This window comes from Mycolicibacterium thermoresistibile, from assembly GCF_900187065.1.
Taxonomy (GTDB): domain Bacteria; phylum Actinomycetota; class Actinomycetes; order Mycobacteriales; family Mycobacteriaceae; genus Mycobacterium; species Mycobacterium thermoresistibile.
In genome coordinates, this window is record NZ_LT906483.1 from 2697794 (window position 1) to 2716644 (window position 18851).

19 protein-coding genes and 1 pseudogene are annotated in these 18851 nt (G+C 69.0%); 4 read left to right on the plus strand and 16 right to left on the minus strand.

Annotated features, from left to right (window positions below; genetic code table 11):
• Positions 1-39 precede the first annotated feature (39 nt).
• Positions 40-747, plus strand: a complete 708-nt coding sequence (locus tag CKW28_RS12615) for a hypothetical protein (protein WP_050811962.1) — start codon at positions 40-42, stop codon at positions 745-747.
• Between the two features lie 29 nt (positions 748-776).
• On the opposite strand, the pseudogene CKW28_RS24150 reads toward CKW28_RS12615, so the two are convergent.
• A pseudogene (locus CKW28_RS24150) lies at positions 777-1112 on the minus strand (helix-turn-helix transcriptional regulator); the annotation flags it as partial.
• Complete coding sequence (locus tag CKW28_RS12625; RefSeq protein ID WP_040546697.1) at positions 1093-1839, minus strand: SDR family oxidoreductase; 747 nt, start codon at positions 1837-1839, stop codon at positions 1093-1095. The gene CKW28_RS12625 and the pseudogene CKW28_RS24150, both read right to left, overlap by 20 nt.
• Before the next feature lie 87 nt (positions 1840-1926).
• On the opposite strand from CKW28_RS12625, the gene CKW28_RS12630 reads away from it, so the two are divergent.
• Positions 1927-2808 (plus strand): LysR family transcriptional regulator, encoded by an 882-nt coding sequence (locus CKW28_RS12630; RefSeq protein ID WP_003925411.1) that lies wholly within the window; start codon positions 1927-1929, stop codon positions 2806-2808.
• Positions 2809-2826: 18 nt separating this feature from the next.
• Here CKW28_RS12630 and CKW28_RS12635 read toward each other — a convergent pair whose 3' ends face one another.
• Positions 2827-3915, minus strand: a complete 1089-nt coding sequence (locus CKW28_RS12635) for a methyltransferase (protein ID WP_040546887.1) — start codon at positions 3913-3915, stop codon at positions 2827-2829.
• A gap of 177 nt (positions 3916-4092) precedes the next feature.
• Here CKW28_RS12635 and CKW28_RS12640 point away from each other — a divergent pair, with 177 nt between their 5' ends.
• Positions 4093-4494 carry a hypothetical protein gene (locus tag CKW28_RS12640; RefSeq protein ID WP_003925413.1) on the plus strand — a complete coding sequence of 134 codons (402 nt, stop codon included), beginning with the start codon at positions 4093-4095 and terminating at the stop codon, positions 4492-4494.
• 3 nt (positions 4495-4497) lie between these two features.
• On the opposite strand, the gene secG is transcribed toward CKW28_RS12640, so the two are convergent.
• From secG to uvrC, 9 genes are read right to left on the minus strand one after another with little or no spacing between them, the layout of a single operon-like run.
• Positions 4498-4731 carry a preprotein translocase subunit SecG gene (gene secG, locus CKW28_RS12645; protein WP_040546889.1) on the minus strand — a complete coding sequence of 78 codons (234 nt, stop codon included), beginning with the start codon at positions 4729-4731 and terminating at the stop codon, positions 4498-4500.
• A gap of 37 nt (positions 4732-4768) precedes the next feature.
• A complete protein-coding gene (gene tpiA / locus CKW28_RS12650; RefSeq protein WP_003925415.1) occupies positions 4769-5554 on the minus strand; it encodes a triose-phosphate isomerase in 786 nt (261 codons plus the stop codon).
• Positions 5551-6765: a phosphoglycerate kinase gene (locus CKW28_RS12655; protein WP_003925416.1), complete on the minus strand. Its 1215-nt coding sequence runs from the start codon at positions 6763-6765 to the stop codon at positions 5551-5553. Before CKW28_RS12655 ends, tpiA begins: the two co-directional genes overlap by 4 nt.
• A 4-nt stretch (positions 6766-6769) precedes the next feature.
• Positions 6770-7792, minus strand: coding sequence for a type I glyceraldehyde-3-phosphate dehydrogenase (gene gap / locus CKW28_RS12660; RefSeq protein WP_003925417.1), 1023 nt, complete (start codon positions 7790-7792; stop codon positions 6770-6772).
• Between the two features lie 42 nt (positions 7793-7834).
• Positions 7835-8545, minus strand: a complete 711-nt coding sequence (locus CKW28_RS12665) for an ABC transporter substrate-binding protein (RefSeq protein WP_003925418.1) — start codon at positions 8543-8545, stop codon at positions 7835-7837.
• Positions 8546-8584: 39 nt separating this feature from the next.
• Positions 8585-9562, minus strand: a complete 978-nt coding sequence (whiA, locus tag CKW28_RS12670) for a DNA-binding protein WhiA (RefSeq protein ID WP_003925419.1) — start codon at positions 9560-9562, stop codon at positions 8585-8587.
• A complete protein-coding gene (yvcK, locus tag CKW28_RS12675; RefSeq protein WP_003925420.1) occupies positions 9559-10620 on the minus strand; it encodes a uridine diphosphate-N-acetylglucosamine-binding protein YvcK in 1062 nt (353 codons plus the stop codon). Before yvcK ends, whiA begins: the two co-directional genes overlap by 4 nt.
• The gene (gene rapZ / locus CKW28_RS12680) at positions 10617-11573 is read right to left on the minus strand and encodes an RNase adapter RapZ (protein WP_003925421.1); all 957 of its coding nucleotides are present in this window, start codon (positions 11571-11573) and stop codon (positions 10617-10619) included. Before rapZ ends, yvcK begins: the two co-directional genes overlap by 4 nt.
• Complete coding sequence (gene uvrC, locus CKW28_RS12685; protein WP_003925422.1) at positions 11570-13585, minus strand: excinuclease ABC subunit UvrC; 2016 nt, start codon at positions 13583-13585, stop codon at positions 11570-11572. Before uvrC ends, rapZ begins: the two co-directional genes overlap by 4 nt.
• A gap of 60 nt (positions 13586-13645) precedes the next feature.
• Between uvrC and ggt the strand changes: the two genes are divergently transcribed.
• Entirely contained in the window at positions 13646-15613 is a 1968-nt protein-coding gene (gene ggt, locus CKW28_RS12690; protein ID WP_003925423.1) for a gamma-glutamyltransferase, read from the plus strand.
• 226 nt (positions 15614-15839) lie between these two features.
• Here the strand turns inward: ggt and CKW28_RS12695 are convergent, their stop codons facing one another.
• From CKW28_RS12695 to CKW28_RS12710, 4 genes are all read right to left on the minus strand, one after another.
• Positions 15840-16313 carry a PH domain-containing protein gene (locus CKW28_RS12695; protein ID WP_003925424.1) on the minus strand — a complete coding sequence of 158 codons (474 nt, stop codon included), beginning with the start codon at positions 16311-16313 and terminating at the stop codon, positions 15840-15842.
• Positions 16310-16789: a 6,7-dimethyl-8-ribityllumazine synthase gene (ribH, locus tag CKW28_RS12700; protein WP_003925425.1), complete on the minus strand. Its 480-nt coding sequence runs from the start codon at positions 16787-16789 to the stop codon at positions 16310-16312. The genes CKW28_RS12695 and ribH overlap by 4 nt, the downstream gene beginning before the upstream one ends.
• A complete protein-coding gene (locus tag CKW28_RS12705; protein WP_003925426.1) occupies positions 16786-18111 on the minus strand; it encodes a bifunctional 3,4-dihydroxy-2-butanone-4-phosphate synthase/GTP cyclohydrolase II in 1326 nt (441 codons plus the stop codon). The genes ribH and CKW28_RS12705 overlap by 4 nt, the downstream gene beginning before the upstream one ends.
• A gap of 87 nt (positions 18112-18198) precedes the next feature.
• Entirely contained in the window at positions 18199-18807 is a 609-nt protein-coding gene (locus CKW28_RS12710) for a riboflavin synthase (RefSeq protein ID WP_003925427.1), read from the minus strand.
• Between the last annotated feature and the right edge of the window lie 44 nt (positions 18808-18851).

Consider the following 18851-nt stretch of genomic DNA (forward strand, 5'->3'; position numbering starts at 1 on the left):
TCTGCCGCCGTGTTCCTAGGCACGGTTCTCACGCTGTTCATGACCTCGTGTGGGAGTACTTCCGACACCGCAGACGGTCCCGAATCCGCCGGCCACGACAAGCACTATTGCGCCCACAACGCCGACCCGAACTGTCCGACGGGCAGCTATGTGGGACCGCACGCCGCGCTGGATCGCGGCGTGGGCCATTGGGACGCCAATGGCCAACCGGTCAACGGCGGACCGGTCGGCGCCGACGGCTCCACAGGTAACAACCTGACCCTGGAGTACTGTGCCCGACACGAGGATCCGGCCTGCCCGGCCGGCAGCTTCGTGGCGGCCGACGCGATCCCGAACCCGGACGGTAGCGCCAGCTACGTCACGTGCGAGGGCACCATCTGCACGAACCCGAACCACGGTGCCGGCGGCGCGCCCGGGGCGTGGGACGCCAATGGACAGCCGGTCAACGGCGGACCGACCGGCGCCGACGGTTCCACCGGAAACAACCTCACCCAGGAGTACTGCGCGCAGACGGAGGACCCGGCCTGTCCGGCCGGCAGTTACGTCCATCCCTACGCCATCCCCAATCCGGACGGCAGCAACAGCTACGTGCCGTGTGAGGGCACCATCTGCACGAACCCGAATCACGGCGGCGGTGACGACCCTGCCGGCGCGGATTCGGCGCCGGAGGACACCGCAGAAGACACCGCAGAAGACACGGCACCCGACGGGACTGAACCCGACGAAGCACCCGAGGATGCTGGGTGAGGCCCCGCTGAGGAGCCATTGCGGTACGCGCTGGGCGCCATGCCCACCCGGTTCTTGAATGTGGTGGCAAAGTGGCTCGGCGTCGAAAAGCCCACCGCAGTAGCGACATCGGTGATCGCCCGCGCCGTGGTGCGCAGCAGCACCTTGGCGCGGGCGATGCGTCGGTCCAGGACGAACTGATACGGGGACGTGTGGAAGGCCGCACCGAAGGCCGCGGTGAATTCTCGGACCGTCAAGCCGACGTGTTCGGCCAGCGTGGCCAGGTTGATGTCGGCGGCGAGTTCATCGTCCAGATACTGCAGCAGTCGGGCCCGGTCGGTCGCGTCCAGCTTGGCGCCGCCCGGGTCACCGGGTCGTGTATCCACCGTTGGCGAAGATCGTCTGACCGGTGATCCAGTGCCCTTCGTCGGTGAGAAACGCCACCAGCGGGGCGATGTCCTCGATGCGGGTCAGCCTGTTGCCCAGACCCTGCGACTTGTGGAACGTCACCCGCTCGGGTGTCTCCTGACCGTAGAAGAACGGAGTGTCCATCGGCCCCGGCGCCACGTTGTTCACCGAGATCTGCCGTGGTGCAAACTCTTTGGCGGCGGCACGGGTGAAGTGTTCGACCGGGCTCTTCGCGCCGGCGTAGGTGGAGTATCCGTCGGTGAATGCGGCCAGCAGAGCGGTCAGGATCGTGACCACCGAACCACCGTCGTTGAGCCGTTTACCGGCCTCCTGCAGGAAGAAGTAGGCGGCTTTGGCGTTGATGTCGAACATCGCGTCGTATTCGGCCTCCGTGGTTTCCACGATCGGCTTACGCAGCACCCGACCGACCGTGTTGACGGCGATGTCCACCCCGCCGAACGCCTCGACGGTGGCGTCGAACAGCCGGGTGACGTTCGCCGGTACCGTCAGATCGCCCTGCACCTTGATGGCGCGGGCGCCGGTGGCTTCCACGGCCGCGACGGTCTTGTCTGCATCCGGTTCGGTCGCCGCGCTGTGATAGTGCACCGCGACGTTCACTCCACGCTCGGCCAGCGTGGTGCTGATCAGGCCACCGAGGTTCTTGGCTCCGGCCGCCACGACTGCTGTTTTCTGCGGTTTCGTCATAAACAGGACGGTAGGGCGAACATGCACAAATGAAAAACAGAAAAAACCGTGATATACACAAGAGAAGTTTGTGGATAGGCTGACAGCGTGCCTTCGCCGAAGATTGATCTACGGCGGCTCGCCCAGTTCGTCGCGGTCGCCGAACTGGGCAGTTTCACCCGGGCCGCCGCCACTTTGCACCTCAGCCAACAGGCGCTCAGCAGCGCGGTGCGGGCGCTGGAGAACGACGTGGGCGCGGACCTGTTCACCCGCGATGGGCGGCGTATCTCATTGACGACGGCGGGCCGGACGCTGCTCGCCGAAGGCAAGCCGTTACTGGCGGCGGCGCGCACCGTCGCCGAGCACGTCCGGCAGACCGAAGCGGCCGCGCAGGCACACTACGTGATCGGTCACACTCCCGCGCTCAGCGGCGCCGAGGCGTACGCATTGATCGAACCGGCCGTCACCGCGTACCCGAGCACCTCGTTCACGCTGCGCCAACTTTATCCGGATGCGTTGACCGACGCGGTTTTTGACGGCACGGTGCAGCTGGGATTGCGCCGCGGGGTGGTCCCGACCCCGGAACTGGCGACGGCGGTGATCGGCTACCACCGGGTCCGGGTAGCGTTCGTCGACAGCCATCCGCTGGCGGCGCGGGAGTCGGTCGACATCACCGAACTCGCTCGCGAGCAGGTAGCGCTGTGGGCTCCACCCGGGACGTCCTACTACAGCGATTTCCTGATGGGCGCGTGCCGGCGCGCCGGCTTCGAACCCGACTACGTGGTCAGCCGGGTGCAGGGTGCCGCAACGGTGGCCGCCCCGTTGACCACGGGTGGCATCGCCTTCGTCACCGCCGCGGCCGGTCCGACGATGAACGGTCGAGTACAGGTCGTCGACCTCACTCCACCGCTACTGGTTCCGGTACAGGCGCTCTGGCAGCGTCACACGCTGTCCGCGATCCGGGATCGCATCCTCGAGGGACTTGGCTAGCTTCGCTTCCCGGTACGCCTATGCCGCGCGCGCCTCGATCACGCTGTAGGGGCCGGCAGTGGCCACGACCCGGGTCATCCGCAGGTTCGCCCGAGCAAGCAGGCTGCGGTATTCGTCGGCGGTGCGTTCCCGGGCGTTACCGCCGTTGAGCATCTCCAAGTCGACCATGTTGCCCAAGAATTCGCGATGGTGCGACGGTATCACCATCTCCACCAGCAAGATTGCGCCCCGGTCGGACAGGGCGGAGCGGATGTTCCCCAGAATCGGCAGTGCTTCGTCATCGTCCCAATCATGGATGACGTTCTTGAGTACGTATGCGTCTCCGTCTGGCACCGCGTCGAAGAACGAACCTCCGACGATGTCGACGCGGTCGGCGACTCCGTGGGCGCGCAACAGCGCCGGAGCATCAGCCACCACGTCGGGAAGGTCGAACAACACTCCGCGCGCGGTCGGCGTCGCCGCCAGGATGGCAGACAAGAGTCGGCCGTGCCCGCCGCCCACGTCCACGATCGTCGGGAACGGTGAGAAATCGTAGGCCGCCGCCACCACGGGGGCGCTCAACTCCGAGATGCTCGTCATCGCCCCGTTGAAGAGATCGCCGAATTCGGGGTTGGCGGCGCTGAATTGCCACCAGTCCATCCCGCGCAGCGTGGGGACACCGGGTTTTCCGGTCCGCACCGAGTCCGTCAGCATGCTCCAATGCTCGCGATGCAGCCGCGATCCGTAGAACCGCGCCGCACCCGCCAGCGACGCCGACGCATCCGACCGCAACGTCGTCGCCAGCGCATTGAGCGCGTATCGGCCGTCGCGGCGCTGCCGGAAGACTCCCCTACTGGTCAAGGCGCACATCAACCGTGCGAGCCGCTCCGGGTCGGCGTCGACCTTTCGCGCCAGATCCCCGATGGCCAGCGGACCGTCCGCCAGCGCATCGGCCACCCCGAGGTCGGCGGCGGTAGTGAGGGCCTGTGATGTCCAGCCCGCGAGGATCATCTCGAGCATCACCGCCTGCGGCGCGGTGAGCTTCTGCTGCAACCGCAGCAGGTAGTGCCTCGCGGCGTCGGCCGTCCGGGCAATCCTGGCTGGCGGGACCCGCACACGTGCAGACATCACGACCCCCCCCGATCGGGTGATCGGATCGTACCGCCGGGACCGGACCGGCGCGATCCGTGTGACCTCGACATATTCCGTTTGCAACGATCTCTGGGGCGGTGGTCGGAAATTACCGAAAGGCCACCCTGCGACCATCTCCGGCGCATGCTGAAAGCGGCAACGGGGAGGACGAACATGACCGACCACATCTCCCACCGCAACACCCGATATCTCGGTCGTTTGGCGACCGCGTGCGGTACGGCACTCCTGGCGTTCGGCCTGGCGGCGAACGCCGCGGCCGTGCCCGACGACGACCCCTGGGACATCGAGGAGTACGACAACTGCATGAAGAAGACGATCCGCGACCCGGTCAAGTGCTGCTTCGACTCGGGCGGGATCCCCGATCCCACCACGCCGGACGAGTACGGCTGGCCCACCTGCCGGGCCCCGTCAGCCGAGACCCAGGGCGACCAGCCGGGTCCGCGCGGAATTCCACCCGGTCAGATCAGCGACCTGCCGGCCGTGGTGCTCGATCCGGCCCAGCCGCCACCGGCCGTGGTGCCGCCGACCGTTCCGGTCGGCCCGGCGATGGGGTGACGGTCAGCCGTACTTGATCTGCAGCGCGACGCCGATGATCGCCACCAGCCAGATGCCGGTGACGAACAGCGTCAGCCGGTCCAGGTTCTTCTCGACCACCGTCGAGCCGGACAGGCTGGACTGCACACCGCCGCCGAACAGGGTGGACAGACCGCCACCCTTGGCACGATGCAGTAGCACCAGCAGGATCACCAGAACGCTGGTGATCAACAGGGTGATCTGCAGGGCCAGAATCATGGCCGCCACCTTACCGGACCCGTCACGGCGGGGCGCCTCACGGTAGCGGCCCGCCTGCTGCGATGGCCGACAGCGTCGCGAACTGCTCCCCGTCCAGGGACGCACCGCCGACGAGGGCGCCGTCGACGTCCTCCTGCGCGACGATCTCGCCGACGTTCTTGGCGTTCACCGACCCGCCGTAGAGCACCCGCACCCCGGCGGCGATCTCCGGCGAGGTCAGGTTGCCCAGCTCGTCGCGGATCGCCTTGCACACCTCCTGCGCGTCGGCGGCGCTGGCCACCCGGCCGGTCCCGATCGCCCACACCGGTTCGTAGGCGATGACCGCGCGGCCGATCTGTTCGGCCGACAGCCCGGCGAGCGATCCGCGCAGCATCTCGAGGTTGTGTGCGACGTGGTTGCCGGCCTCGCGGACCTCCAGCGGCTCGCCGATGCACACGATCGGGATCAGATCGTGGCGGAACGCCGCCCTGGCCTTCGCGGCCACCAGCGCATCGTCCTCGTGGTGGTAGGTGCGCCGCTCGGAGTGGCCGACGATCACGTAGGTGCAGCCCAGCTTGGCCAGGAACGCCCCGCTGATCTCACCGGTGTAGGCCCCCGAGTCGTGCTGCGACAGGTCCTGGGCCCCGTAGGTGAGCCGCAGATCGTCGCCGTCGACCAGGGTCTGCACGCTGCGCAGGTCGGTGAACGGCGGCAGCACCGCGACGTCGACCTTGTCGAAGTACTTCGCCGGCAGCGCGAAGGCGATCTTCTGAACCAGTGCGATCGCTTCGAAATGGTTCAGATTCATCTTCCAGTTGCCGGCGATCAGCGGCTTACGGCTCACGATTCCAGTACCTCCAGACCCGGCAACACCTTGCCCTCAAGGTATTCCAGTGACGCTCCGCCACCGGTCGAGATGTGGGAGAACCCGTCTTCGGGCAGCCCCAGTTGCCGCACCGCGGCGGCCGAATCCCCGCCGCCGACAACGCTGAACGCGCCCTTGGCGGTCGCCCCGATGATCGCCTCGGCCACCCCCTTGGTGCCCGCCGCGAACGCCGGGAACTCGAACACGCCCATCGGGCCGTTCCAGAACACCGTCTTTGCGTTGGACAACAGGTTGGTGAATCGCTGCACCGTGCCCGGCCCGATGTCCAGACCCATCTTGCCGTCGGGGATTTGGTCGGCGGCAACGATTTCCGACGGCGAGTCGGCGGCGAACTCGTCCGCGACGACGATGTCCACCGGGACGTGGATGACGTCGGCGTAGGTGTCCAGCAGCTGCCGGCAGGTGTCGATCATCTCCGGCTGCACCAGCGACTTGCCCACCGAGAGTCCTTGCGAGGCAAGGAAGGTGAAGCACATGCCGCCGCCGATGACGAGGCTGTCGGCCTTCTGCGCCAGTCGCTCGATGACCGCCAGCTTGTCCGACACCTTCGAGCCGCCGAGCACCACGGCGTACGGCCGGTCGGTGGACTCGGTGAGCTGCTCGAGCACCTTGACCTCGGTGGCCACCAACGTGCCGGCGTAGGCCGGCAGCAGCTTGGCGACGTCGTAGACCGAGGCCTGCTTGCGGTGCACCACGCCGAACCCGTCCGAGACGAAGGCCGCGTCGTCTCCGACCAGCTCGACCAGCGCGCGGGCCAGCGCCGCCCGCTCGCCGTCGTCCTTGCTGGTCTCCCGCGGATCGAACCGGACGTTCTCCAGCAGCAGGACGTCACCGTCGGTGAGGCCCTCGGCGCGGGCCAACGCGTCGGCGCCCACCACATCGCCGGCCAGCTGCACGTGCCGGCCCAGGCGCTCCCCGAGCGCGGCGGCCACCGGAGCGAGCGACAGCTTGGGATCCGGGGTGCCCTTGGGCCGGCCCAGGTGTGCGGTGACGACCACCTTGGCGCCGGCTTCGGCCAGCGCCTTCAGGGTCGGCACCGAGGCGATCACCCGGCCCGGGTCGGTGATGTCGCCCGAGTCGTCCAGCGGCACGTTGAGGTCGGACCGCACCAGCACGCCGCGGCCCGACACCCCTTCGGCCAGAAGGTCTTCGAGGGTTTTGACCGTCATCGGGCTACAGCGACTTACCGACCATCGCCACCAGGTCGACACACCGGTTGGCGTAGCCCCACTCGTTGTCGTACCAGGACACGACCTTGACCTGGTTGTCGATCACCTTGGTCAGCCCGGCGTCGTAGAGCGAGCTGTGCGGATCGGTGACGATGTCCGACGACACGATCGGCGCGTCGTAGTACTTCAGGATGCCCTTGAGCGGACCCTCCGCGGCCGCCTTCATCGCGGCGTTGATCTCGTCGACGGTGGCGGCCTTGGCCAGCTCGGCGGTCAGGTCGGTGGCCGAGCCGGTGGGGATCGGCACCCGCAGCGCGTAGCCGTCGAGCTTGCCCTGCAGCTCCGGCATCACCAGACCGATCGCCTTGGCGGCGCCGGTCGAGGTCGGGACGATGTTGATCGCGGCGGCGCGGGCGCGGCGCAGATCCTTGTGCGGGCCGTCCTGCAGGTTCTGATCCTGGGTGTAGGCGTGCACGGTGGTCATCAGGCCCTTGACGATCCCGAACTCGTCGTGCAGCACCTTGGCCAGCGGCGCGAGGCAGTTCGTGGTGCACGAGGCGTTGGAGATGATGTTCTGGCTGCCGTCGTACTTGTCGTCGTTGACGCCGAGCACCACGGTCAGGTCCTCACCCTTGGCCGGTGCGGAGATGATCACCTTCTTGGCGCCGGCCTCCAGGTGGCCGCGGGCCTTGGCGGCGTCGGTGAAGATGCCGGTCGACTCGAGGACCACGTCCACCCCGAGATCGCCCCACGGCAGCGCCGACGGGCCCTCCTTGATGGCCAGCGCCTTGATCTTCGTGGAACCGATGACGATGGTGTCCTCACCCTCGAGCGACACCTCCTCGGGCAGCCGGCCGAGGATGGAGTCGAACTTGAGCAGATGCGCCAGCGTGGCGTTGTCGGTGAGATCGTTGACCGCCACGATTTCAACGTCGGTGCTCTTGCCTTCGGCCTGCTGCGCGGCCAGAGCCCGGTAGAAGTTGCGTCCGATGCGGCCGAAGCCGTTCACGCCTACCCGGATCGTCACGGTTCTCTCCCTTAGTCGCTGATCAAACTGCTATCGGCCAGCCTAATGGGCTGCAAGACGCTGGTCGGTATAGGGGTTGCCGAGCCATTTGCGGCGTAATCGCTGCAAGGTGCCGTCGTCCTCGAGTTCTGCCTGCGCGACGGTGAGCCGGCCGAGTAACCGCTGATCGTCGGGCCGCACCGCGATCGCGATCTCCTCGGTGGTCAGCCGGCTCTGCACCACGTCGACGCCGGAGACCGGACCGGCCGCCGCGGTCAGCACCGGGGCGAGTTCGAGCACCGCATCGCATTCGCCGGCGGCCAGGCCGGCCAGCACGGCGGCGAGGTCGCCGTAGTCGTACCTGCGCACCCCGGCCGCCGCCCCGTCGGCGACCAGCTGTTCTGCCAGCCGGACCGCCGAGCGGCCGCGCTGCACGCCGATCGTGCGGCCGGCCAGCTCCCCCACCGAGGTCACCTGCGGCAGCCGCGCGGCGGCGACGGCCAGCGCCTGCCCGGAGATGAGGTAGGGCGGGGCGAACGCCACCCGGGCCGAGCGCTCCGGCAGCACGCTGACGCCGGCCGCCACACAGTCGCAGGCGCCGGCGGTCAGCTCGTCGAAGACGCCGCTGAAGTCGGCGCCGCGGAACTCGACGAACCGGACCTCGGTGCCGAGCACCCGGCCGACCTCGGTCATCAGGTCGACGTCGAGCCCGGCGCCGTGGCTGTCGCAGAACGGCGGGGTCGACGGTGCGATCCCGACCCGCAGACATTCCATGAGTCGACGGTAATTCGTTCAGGTGGTGCACACCACCCGCTAGGCCTCTTCGAGCAGCTCCGGGGTGACCGCCGACTCGGTGTCGGGAATGCCCTCCTGCTTCGCCTTGCGGTCGGCCATCGACAGCAGCCGCCGAATTCGGCCTGCCACAGCGTCTTTGGTCATCGGCGGATCGGCCAGCCGACCGAGTTCCTCCAGTGACGCCTGGCGGTGCTCGATCCGCAACCTCCCGGCGGCGGCCAGGTGTTCCGGCACCGAATCACCGAGGATCTCCAGGGCCCGCTCCACCCGCGCGGCGGCGGCCACCGCGGCGCGCGCCGAGCGGCGCAGGTTGGCATCGTCGAAGTTCGCCAACCGATTCGCCGTCGCACGGACCTCGCGGCGCATCCGCCGCTCCTCCCAGGTGAGCCTGGTGTCCTGCGCGCCCATCCGGGTCAGCAACGCGCCGATGGCGTCTCCGTCGCGCACCACCACCCGGTCACTGCCGCGCACCTCACGCGCCTTGGCGCTGACCCCGAGCCGCCGGGCCGCACCGACCAGCGCCAGCGCCGCCTCGGGCCCCGGGCAGCTCACCTCCAGCGCCGACGACCGTCCCGGCTCGGTCAACGATCCGTGCGCCAAAAACGCACCACGCCAAGCGGCTTCGGCATCGGCGATGCTGCCGCCCACCACATGGGCCGGCAGTCCACGCACCGGCCGGCCCCGCATGTCCAGCAGGCCGGTCTGTCTGGCCAGCGCCTCGCCGTCCTTGACCACGCGTACCACATAGCGGGTGTTCTTTCGCACACCGCTGGCCGAAAGTACCTGCACCGCAGCGGTATAGCCGTACAGGTCATAGATCGCCTGCCGTAGGCGGCGGGCGGTGATACCGAGGTCGACCTCGGCCTCCACCACGACCCGGCCATTCACGATGTGCAGCCCGCCTGCGAAGCGCAGCAACGACGCCACTTCAGCCCGACGGGCGGTCACCGACGTGACCACCAACCGGCTGAGTTCGTCCTTGACCTCGGCTGTCATCGCCACGGGTCGTCACCTCTCGGTCCGTTCAGTGTCTGCTGTTCACGCGCACCCTCGCCCGTCAGGCTGACGGGAGTGGGGACGGTTGGTTCCTGCGAATTCCTGCTGGCAACCGCTCGGTGCGCAAGAGCACCGGACAATGCCTCGGCCAGCTTCGCCGGGTCATGTAAAGGTGTACCAGGTCGGGCCACGTCGGCAAATTCGACCTGAGCCCGAAGGATTTTCGCGGTGCGGCTGAGCTGCTCGCGCTCCCGCGCACTGGGAACCCGGCTGGCGTCGACGATGATGTCGTGCACGGTGAAGTCCGGCGCGTGCTGCGACAACACATGGATGTGGCGTTCCACCGAGAACCCGGCGGTCTCCCCGGGCTCGGCGGCCAGATTCAACACCAGGGCCCGGCGGGCAGCGGTGGCCTTCAGCGCGGCCGCCAGGTCGGGCACCAACAGATGCGGGATGACGCTGGTGAACCACGACCCGGGACCGAGCACCACCAGATCGGCGGCCATGATCGCGTCCACCGCCTGCCTGGTGGCCGGCGGGTTCCCGGGGAGCAGCCGCACCCGGCGCACCTTGCCGACCGTGGTGGCGATGGCCACCTGCCCGCGGATCACCCGGCTCATCCGCGGATCGGCCTCCAGACCGGAGACGTCGGCCTCGATCTGCAGCGCGATCGGGCACATCGGCAGCACCCGGCCCTTGACCCCGAGGATCCGGCCGAGTTCATCGAGTGCGGCCACCGGATCGGCGAGCACCTCGTTGAGTCCGGCGAGCATCAGGTTGCCGATCGGATGACCCGCCAGCGCGCCGCTGCCACCGAACCGGTGCTGGATGATCGTCGCCCACAGCCTGCCGTGCGGGCTGTCGGAAGCCAATGCCGCCAACGCCATTCGAAGATCCCCGGGTGGGATCACGTCCAGTTCGGCGCGCAGCCGCCCCGAGGAACCGCCGTCGTCGGCGACCGTCACCACCGCGGTGACATGGGGCGTGATCCGCCTCGCCGCCGACAACGTCGCATACAGGCCGTGCCCACCACCGAGCGCAACGATCCGCGGGCTCATTCGCGGCCCAGATCCCGGTGCAGCACCCGCACCGTCAACTGATCGCCGCCCTCCAGACGCGCTGCCAACGCCTCGGCGATGGCGACGCTCCGATGTTTGCCGCCGGTGCACCCGATGGCAACGGTCATATATCGCTTCCCCTCCCGGCGGTACCCGTCGATGACCAGGTTCAGCAACCGATGGTAAGTGTCCAGAAAGTCCGCGGCGCCGGGTTGACTCAACACATAGTCCCGGACCGCCTCGTGCTGACCCGAGTACGGCCGCAGCGCGTCGACCCAGTGCGGATTGGGCAGGAACCGCACGTCCATCACGGTGTCGGCGTCCATCGGCAGCCCGTACTTGTAGCCGAACGACTCCACGGTGACGTTGGTGTGCGCCACGGTGTCCCCACCGAACGCCCGCTCGATGTTCTCCCGCAGCGCGGGCACCGACAGCGCCGACGTGTCGATGACGAGATCGGCGGCCGCCCGCACCGGCGCCAGCATGGCGCGTTCGGCGGCGATGCCCTCGGCCAGCGTCTGACGCCCCTGCAGCGGGTGGCTGCGCCGGTTCTGCTCATAGCGGCGCACCAGGATGTCGTCGGAGGCGTCGAGGAACAACACCCGCGGGACGATGTTGCGGGTGGCCAACTCCTGGCGCACCCCGTCGAGGTCCCCGGTGAACCCCCGGGACCGCACATCCATCACCACCGCCAGCTGGGTGATGCGCGACCCGGCGGCCAGGCCGAGTTCGACCATGCGGGCGATCAGCTCCGGGGGCAGGTTGTCGGCGACATACCAGCCGAGATCCTCGAGCACCTTGGCGGCCGTGCCGCGGCCGGCCCCGGACAGCCCGGTGACCAGCACGACATCGATGCCCGACTCGGTACCGGCCTCCGGATCTGTCCCAGAATCCAAGGTGGCCCCAACCCCGGGGCCACCGCGCAGTTCGTCGTCTGAGTGGTAGTCCGTCATCCCGATGCCCTGTTCTGATCATCGCCCATCACGACCGGCTGTGCACCGGATTCCGGCCGCACCGGCGCCGGGCGCAGCTGCTTGTCGAGTGCCTCCTTGACCGCTTTCGCGGTGGCGATTCCGATTCCGGGCACCTCGGTGATCTCCTCCAGCGTCGCCTCACGCAGCCTGGCCACCGAACCGAAGTGGGTCACCAACGCCTTGCGGCGGTGCTCCCCCAGCCCCCGTATCGAGTCCAGCGCGGACGCGGTCATCCGCTTGGATCGTTTGCTGCGGTGGTAGGTGACGGCGAACCGGTGCGCCTCGTCGCGCACCCGCTGCAACAGGTACAGCCCCTCGCTGTTGCGGGGAAGGATGACCGGATCCGGTTCCCCGGGCACCCACACCTCCTCCAACCGCTTCGCCAGTCCGATCACCGCGACATCGGTGACCCCCAGTTCGTCGAGCACCCGTTGCGCGGCGTTGACCTGAGGCGCACCGCCGTCGACCACGAACAGGTTTGGCGGATAGGCGAATTTGCGGGACCGCCCCTCCGCGGCCATCTCGGTGACCGACTGGGTGTCGAGCAGATGCCGCTGGAACCTCCGCCGGGTCACCTCGGCGATCGACGCGACGTCATCGGACCGACCGTCACCGGCCGCCTCCCGGATGGCGTAGCGGCGGTAGTCGGACTTGCGCGGCAGGCCGTCCTCGAACACCACCAGCGAGGCCACCACATCGGTGCCCTGAATGTGACTCACGTCAATGCATTCGATGCGCAACGGGGCTTCGGACAGCCCGAGGGCCTCTTGAATGTTCTGCAACGCAGCGGATCTGGCTGTGAAATCGCCGGCGCGCCGAAGTTTGTGCTGCGCCAACGCATCCTGTGCGTTGCGTTTGACGGTGTCGGCGAGCGCCTTCTTGTCACCGCGCTGCGGCACCCGCAACACCACCTTGGAGCCGCGCAACTTCGACAGCAACGCCTCGATCTCGTCGGCGTTGTCCGGCAGACACGGCACCAGCACCTGCCGCGGCACCGGGTTCACCAACTCGTCCCCGCCGCCGTCGCTGGCGCCGCCGAGTTCTGCCTGTTCCCCGTAGAACTGGGTGAGGAACTGCTCGACCAACTGTTGTTCGCCGGAATGCTCCGGATCACCGGACTTCTCGACGATCCAGCCGCGCTGCCCACGCACCCGGCCGCCCCGGACGTGGAACACCTGCACGGCCGCCTCGAGCTCGTCGTCGGCGAACGCCACCACATCGGCGTCGGTGCCGTCGCCGAACACCACGGCCTGCTTCTCCAACGCGCGTTTGAGCGCCGAGATGTTGTCCCGCAGCCGGGCCGCGCGCTCGAAGTCGAGCTGCTCGGCCGCCGCGTTCATCTGCTGCTCCATGTCCCGCGCCAGCCGGTCGGTCTTGCCGGCCAGGAAGTCGCAGAAATCGAGCACGATCCTGCGATGCTCCTCGGCGCTGACCCGCCCGATGCACGGCGCCGAACACTTGTCGATGTAGCCGAGCAGACACGGCCGGTCGATCTGCCTGTGCCGCTTGAACACTCCGGGGGAGCAGGTGCGCGCCGGGAACACCCGGGTGAGCAGATCCAGCGTTTCGCGGATCGCCCAGGCGTGCGAGTACGGGCCGAAGTACCGGACCCCCTTGCGCCGCGGCCCGCGGTAGACCATCAACCGCGGGAACTCCTCGTTGAGTGTGACCGCCAGCACCGGATAGGACTTGTCGTCGCGGTAGCGGACGTTGAACCGCGGGTCGAACTCCTTGATCCAGTTGTATTCGAGCTGCAGGGCCTCGACCTCGGTGCTGACCACCGTCCACTCCACGCTGGAGGCGGTCATCACCATCTGCCGGGTCCGCGGCGGCAGGCTGCTGACGTCGGCGAAGTACGAGGTCAACCGGCTGCGCAGGCTCTTGGCCTTTCCCACGTACAGCACGCGGCCGTGGGGATCCCGGAACCGGTAGACGCCCGGCTCGACCGGGATGGACCCGGGTGCAGGTCGGTACGTCGATGGATCGGGCACGCCCCCAGGTTAGTCGGCTACCCGCACCCCCCGGCCAGGGCGATGTTTTACCGTCGAACAATGCGGATTCTGCGTTCCGCCCGCACCGTGACGGCGCTTCTCGCCGGTGGGGCCCTCGTGCTGGCCGGGTGCGCCGGTGACGGACCGCGTCCGATCCCGGCGGCGACCGTGCCGTGCGACATCATCTCCAACGGCACCCCGGTGCCGCCGACGCCGACGGCCCCGCCGTCCCCGATGGCCGAACGCGAACTGGCGATCAACCCGGAGCTGGCCATCGGCTACCGCAAGAACATGACCGCGGTCCACACCAAGCGGTATTCGGTGGTGACCGCCAACCCGCTGGCCACCCAGGCGGCCTGCCGGGTGCTGCGGGACGGCGGCACCGCGGCCGACGCGCTGGTGACCGCGCAGGCGATGCTCGGGCTGGTGGAACCCCAGTCGTCGGGGATCGGGGGCGGCGGCTTCCTGCTCTACTACGACGCGGCGACCGCGACGGTGGAGGCCACCGACGGTCGCGAGGTGGCGCCGGCCGCGGCCACCGAGGACTATCTGCGGTGGGTCAGCGACGCCGACCGCACCGAGCCCAGACCCGACGTCCGGGCGTCCGGCCGGTCGATCGGGGTGCCCGGGATCGTGCGGCTGCTGGCCGATGTGCACGCCAAGCACGGGGCGATGCCGTGGCGGGATCTGTTCGCGCCCGCCGTGAAGCTCGCCGACGACGGGTTCGATGTGAGCCCGCGGCTGGCCGCGGCGATCGCCGACGCCGCCGAGCAGTTGCGGCTGGACCCGGACGCCGCGGCGTACTTCCTGGACGAGAACGGTGAGCCGAAACCGGCCGGCACCCGGCTGACCAACCCGGCCTACGCCAAGACCCTGACCGCCATCGCATCCGACGGTCCGGATGCCTTCTACACCGGGCCGATCGCGGAGAACATCGTCGCCGAGGTCGCCGACGCCACCGACGGCCGGACCCCGGGCCTGATGACCACCGAGGACCTCGCCCGGTACACGGCGAAGCAGCGCGAACCGCTGTGCACCCCGTACCGGGGGCGGCAGGTGTGCGGGATGCCGCCGCCGTCGTCGGGCGGGCTGGCGGTGGCGGCCACCCTGGCCATGCTCGAACGCTTCCCGATGGGCGACCACCGGCCCACCGACATCGACCGCAACGGCGGGCGGCCCACCGTCGCGGGGGTGCACCTGATCACCGAGGCCGAGCGGCTCGCCTATGCCGACCGGGACCGCTACGTCGCCGACACCGATTTCGTACCGCTGCCCGGCGACGGTCCGCGGACCCTGCTCGATCCGGGCTATCTGGCCGCGCGGGCCGCGATGATCTCCGCCGACCACACCGTGGGCACCGCCCCGCCGGGCGAATTCGACGCACCCGCCGGAGCGCCGGTTCCGGTCCCCGAGCACGGCACCAGCCACATCAGCATCGTCGACGCGCACGGCAACGCCGCGGCGTTGACCACCTCCATCGAATCGTCGTTCGGCTCGTTCCGGATGGTCGACGGGTTCATGCTGAACAACCAGCTGACCGACTTCGCCGCCGAACCGGTCGACGAGGACGGGACGCCGGTGGCCAACCGGGTCCAGCCCGGCAAGCGCCCGCGCAGCACGATGGCCCCGACGATGGTGTTCGACCCGGCACCGGCCGGGCCGCCGGGGGCCCGCGGACAGCTGTTCGCGGTGCTGGGCTCGCCGGGCGGCGCCGCGATCATCCAGTTCGTGGTCAGAACGCTTGTGGGGGTTCTGGACTGGGGGCTGGACCCGCAGCAGGCGGTGTCGCTGGTCGCGTTCGGTGCGGAGAACTCCCCCACCACCAGGATCGGCGGTGAGCACCCCGGTATCGACACCGCCGACGACGGCGCTCACGACCCGCTGGTACAGGGACTGCGGGCGCTGGGCCACCACGTCGACCTGGCCGATCAGTCCAGCGGGCTGGCGGTGCTGGTGCGCGACCGCGACGGCTGGGCCGGTGGGGCCGATCCGCGGCGGGAAGGCCTGGTGGCCGGCGACACCCGCTGAGCAGCCGCCGACCCGGAAGCGCAGACCGCGGCCCAGCCTTCGGTGTGCCGCGGTGACGTCGAGTGTGAGGTGGTGGCGACGACAGTGAGGTGGTGGCGACGAGAGTGCCACCACGGTGCGATTCGGCGCGATTCGCCACCGCGGCCGCACCATCAGATCAGTCAGCGCACAGTCACCACGAGCCGCGCACACTCAGCGACGGGACCGGTCGAGGCGCAGCGCCCGGTCAGTTCGCCGACCGGGTCTTCGACTGATGCTGGGCCTTGTAATAGGCGACGCGCTCGCGCACCCGCTCCATCGCATCCGCGGCGTGCTCCTTGTCGACGAGCTGGATCGCCATCGCGGGCACATACTCGTCGTCGGGCAGATCGACGCGCGCCCACCGCGCCCCGGGATGCAACGACACGTCGATCACCTCGGACCACGGCAGCACCCGGTACCCGAACAGGTTCCGGACCGCGACGCCGGGCGGGCCGACCCGCAGCCGCGGCCGGGTGAAGAGCAGAATCGCCCCGCCGAGCACGAGGCCGAGCAGCACGAACGCCACCTGATCGGCGGTCCGGTAGATCACCCCGGTGGGCTTGACCGGAAGCAGGATCGCCAGCACGACGTTGACCGCGACCATGATCGCCGCCGCGACGTAGGCGAACCGCGGTGTCATCCGGGGCCGGACCTCGATGTCCCAGCGTGCCTTCGTCATATCTGCGAGCGTAGCTCGCGCAGCGTCAACGCGGTGGACAGCGCGGCGGCCGCGGCCTGACCGCCCTTGTCCTCGGCCGAACCCGGCAGCCCGGCGCGGTCGAGCGCCTGCGCTTCGGTGTCGGTGGTCAGCACACCGTTGGCCACCGGCGTGGACGCGTCCAGCGACACCCGGGTCAACCCCTGGGTCACCGCGTCGCACACGTAGTCGAAATGCGGTGTCTCCCCGCGGATCACCACACCCAACGCGATCACGGCGTCATGGTTGGCGGCCAAAGCCTGTGCCACCACGGGGATCTCGATCGCGCCGAGGACCCGCACCACGGTGGGGTCGGTGATGCCGGCGTCGGCGGCCACCTTCCGGGCCCCGTCGAGCAGCGCATCGCAGATCTTCTGATGCCAGGTGCTGGCCACGATCGCCAGCTTCAGTCCGGAGGCGTCCAGCTGCGGCAGATCCGGGACACCGGCTTTGCTCACAGCGCCCCGCCCAGGTCGAGATCGGTGGGACGGCGATCGCCGAGCAGGTAGACCCCCTCGTCGTAGTCGTCCATCCGCACCGATTCGTCGAAATCCTCCAGCCCGACCAGGTCGTGACCCATCCGGTCCCGTTTGGTCATCAGGTAGCGGATGTTGTCGGCGGTCGCGCGGACCGGCAACGGCACCCGTTCGATGATGTGCAGACCGTAACCGTCCAGGCCGGCGCGTTTGGCCGGATTGTTGGTCAGCAGCCGCATCGAGCGCACCCCGAGGTCGACGAGGATCTGGGCGCCGATGCCGTAGTCGCGGGCATCCGCCGGCAGGCCCAGCTTGAGGTTCGCGTCGACGGTGTCCTCCCCGGCATCCTGCAGCTGATACGCCTGCAGTTTGTGCATCAGCCCGATGCCGCGGCCCTCGTGCCCCCGCATGTAGAGCACCACGCCCCGGCCCTCGCGGGCCACCATCGACAGCGCGGCGTCCAGTTGCGGCCCGCAGTCGCAGCGGCGGGATCCGAACACATCCCCGGTCAGGCATTCCGAGTGCACCCGCACCAGCACGTCGTGCCCGTCGCCGTGCGGGCCCGCGATGTCGCCCATCACCAGCGCGACATGTTCGACGTCGTCATAGATGCTGGTGTAACCGACCGCCCGGAACTCGCCGTGCCGGGTCGGAATCCGGGCCTCGGCGACCCGTTCCACGTGCTTCTCGTGCTTGCGCCGCCACTCGATGAGATCGGCGATCGAGATCATCGCCAGGCCGTGGTCGTCGGCGAAGACCCGCAGTTCGTCGGTCTTGGCCATCGCGCCCTCGTCCTTCTGGCTGACGATCTCGCAGATCGCGCCGGCGGGCTGCAGACCGGCCAGCTTGGCCAGGTCGACGGCCGCCTCGGTGTGGCCGGGCCGGCGCAGCACCCCGCCTTCCTTGGCGCGCAGCGGCACCACGTGGCCCGGCCGGGTGAAGTCATCGGCGACCGCGTTCGGATCGGCCAGCAGCCGCATCGTGGTGGCCCGGTCCGCCGCCGAGATCCCGGTGGTCACACCGTGCTTGGCGTCCACCGTGACGGTGTAGGCGGTGCCGTGCTTGTCCTGGTTCATCGCGTACATCGGCAGCAGGCCGAGCCGGTCGCAGATCTCGCCCTCGAGCGGTACACAGAGGTAGCCGGAGGTGTAGCGGACCATGAACGCCACGAGCTCGGGCGTCGCCTTCTCGGCGGCGAAAATCAGATCGCCCTCGTTCTCGCGGTCTTCGTCATCGATGACGACGACGGCCTTGCCGGCCGCGATATCGGCTACCGCCCGATCGACGGAGTCCAGCCTCACCATGTACCTGCCACCTTCGCCGGTTCCGCGGTGGAACCTGTCCTGATCCCTCAAGTATGGCCCACCACGTCGGAAGGGTCCTGCCCGCGCTCAGCGGCCGTCCGGGCGCATCAGCCGTTCCACATACTTGGCGATGACGTCGACCTCGAGGTTGACCGGGGCGCCGACCTCGACGGTTCCCAGGGTGGTGAGCTCCAGCGTGGTGGGGATCAACGACACCTCGAACCAGTCCGGACCCAGGTCGGACACGGTCAGCGACACCCCGTCGACCGTGATCGACCCCTTGTGCACCACATACCGGGACAGCTCCGCCGGCAGCGCGATCCGTACCACCTCCCAGCCCTGCGCCGGAGTGCGGGAAATCACATTTCCGGTGCCGTCGACATGGCCCTGCACGATGTGGCCGCCCAGCCGGCTGTTGACGGCCGCGGCCCGCTCCAGGTTGACCCGGCTGCCCGGCTTCAGCACAGCGAGGCTGGACCGGTTCAGCGTCTCCCCCATCACGTCGGTGCTGAAGGCCCCGTCGGCGACCTCCACCACGGTGAGGCACACCCCGTTCACCGCGATCGAATCGCCGTGCCGGGCGTCGCTGGTGACGACCGGGCCCCGGATCACCAGGCGGGCCGACGACCCCGCCGGGCCGACGAAATCCTCCCGTTCGACGATCTCACCCAACTCTTCGACGATTCCGGTGAACACCAGGTCAGGCTAGTCGACCGGGGAACGCCCGCCGCGGGCGGCGC